This window comes from Planomonospora algeriensis, from assembly GCF_977012225.1.
This window is the reverse complement of the sequence record NZ_CDRNDK010000777.1, coordinates 1-1,859: the sequence shown is the minus strand read 5'-3', so window position 1 is coordinate 1,859 and position 1,859 is coordinate 1. Positions and strand designations below refer to the sequence as shown.

Annotated in this window: 3 protein-coding genes; all 3 read left to right on the top strand. The window is 74.8% G+C overall.

Features of this window, described 5'->3' with window-relative positions; all coding sequences use genetic code 11:
- Nucleotides 1–489: hypothetical protein (locus ACWJ6R_RS35665; protein ID WP_449066435.1), on the top strand; the 489-nt coding region annotated here is incomplete at its 5' end.
- 33 nt (nucleotides 490–522) lie between these two features.
- Entirely contained in the window at nucleotides 523–1,107 is a 585-nt protein-coding gene (locus tag ACWJ6R_RS35660; protein WP_449066434.1) for a TetR/AcrR family transcriptional regulator, read from the top strand.
- Nucleotides 1,104–1,697: a hypothetical protein gene (locus ACWJ6R_RS35655; RefSeq protein ID WP_449066433.1), complete on the top strand. Its 594-nt coding sequence runs from the start codon at nucleotides 1,104–1,106 to the stop codon at nucleotides 1,695–1,697. The genes ACWJ6R_RS35660 and ACWJ6R_RS35655 overlap by 4 nt, the downstream gene beginning before the upstream one ends.
- Nucleotides 1,698–1,859 lie beyond the last annotated feature (162 nt).

Sequence of the window (1,859 nt, the reverse complement as noted above, 5' to 3'; positions counted from 1 at the left end):
GGCGCCCGCCGGGTCGCGACTCCGGCCGGCAGACGCAGCGTGGTCCCGCTGCCCACCGGGGATCTGCCGGCGGTCCACCGCACGACCGGGATCGGCGACATCACCGCCTCGATGCCGGTCGGACTGCCGCCGGCGCTCGCGCGCCTACTGCTGCCGCTGCTGCCCTGGATCGCCGGCCGGCGAGCGGCACGCGAGCGCACCGCCGACCGGCCCCGGACACCCCGGCCGCCGGCCGATCCGGCACGGCACAGCCTCATCGGCGCCCGCGCCGTCACCGCGGACGGCCGCAGCATCCACGCGTGGCTGCAGACGGGTGAGGGCTACGCCTACACCGCCGAGGCCGCGGTCCGGGCCGCCGAGACGGTGCTGGCCGGCACCGATCCGGGAGCGCACTCACCCGGCGCGCTGCTGGGACCGGACTTCGCCCTGGACGTCCCCGGCGTGCGCCGCCTCGACACCGGACCCATGCCGTCCGCACCACGAACCTGAACCGCCGGCACCACGAACCTGAAGGGAGACGACATGCCACGGGCCAGCCAGAAGGACGCCATCCTGCGCGCGGCGCTGTCGTGCTTCGCCGAATACGGCTACGACGCCACCCGCACCCGGCACATCGCCGAGCGCGCGGGCGTCGCCGAATCGGCGCTGTACCGCCACCACCCGTCGAAGGAGGCCATCGCCCAGGAGCTGTACGCCGAGCACGTCACGCGCTACGCCGAGCGCCTGCAGGCCATCGCCGACGGGCCGCAGGACCCGGCCGCCAAGCTCACCGCCGTGATCCGCGCGGTGCTGGCCGCCTACCGGGAGGACCCCGACGCGTTCGTGTTCACCCTGGTGCGCACCCCGGCGTTCCTGCCGCACCTGCCGGAGGGCACGGTCTACCCGGTGGAGATCGTCGAAGGCATCGTCACCGCCGGGCAGCGCGCCGGAGTGATCCGCGACGGCCAGGCCAACCTGCTGGCCGGCATCTTCCTCGGCTGCGTGCTGCGCCCGATCATCCTGGCCACGCTGGCCGCGCCCGGGGCTCTGGACCTGCTCGGCGAGACCCGCCACGACACCGTCATCGAACAGGCGGCGCTCGCCGCCCTCAGGAGGCCGTCATCATGATCACCTTCCTCGACCGCCACGCCACCGGACGCACGGTCGCCGCCGCGGCGGCGACATTCGCCGCCCTGCTGGGGGCGATGTACGCGGCCACCACCGCGTTCCACGACGCCACCGGCGCCGGCATCCTCAACCTGCTCGGCGCCCGCAACCTCGCCGAGCCGCGCAGCGGCGGCTACAGCGCCGAGACCGCCTACGCCTGGCTTGCCGCCTACGGCCCGGACGGGCGGCGCGACCACCTGCTCATCCTGCTGCTCGACGTCCCCCTCGTGCTGGCGTTCACCGCCTTCACCGTCCTCGGCCTGCGCTACGCCACCACCCGGTTGCCGGTGCCCGGCCTGCTGCGTGCGCTGGCCCCGGTGCTGCCGGTGGCGGGCGCGGTGCTGAACTACGCCGAGGACATCGGCATCACCGTGCTGATCGCGAGGTACCCCGACCGCCTCGACGCGGTGGCGGCCGTCCTGAGCGCCGTCAACACGGCCAAGTCGATCGCGTACATGGCGGCTCTGGTCACCACGCTGGCCGCGCTGGCCGTCGCCACGGCACGGGGCCGAGTCCGCGCCGCACGCAGCGGTGCGGCCGGATCGGCCTGACCGCGGCGACCAGATCACAGCCCGCCCGGCCGGTTCCGGGCGGGCAGCCTGCGCACATCGGCAACAGGCCGCGCCGGGTCCGGGTCCTTTTCCGCTCGGTCTCCCGCCCTGCGTTCCGCAGCTCCGGGCCGATCCATGCCACGTTCGGCCCTGAAACCGCAG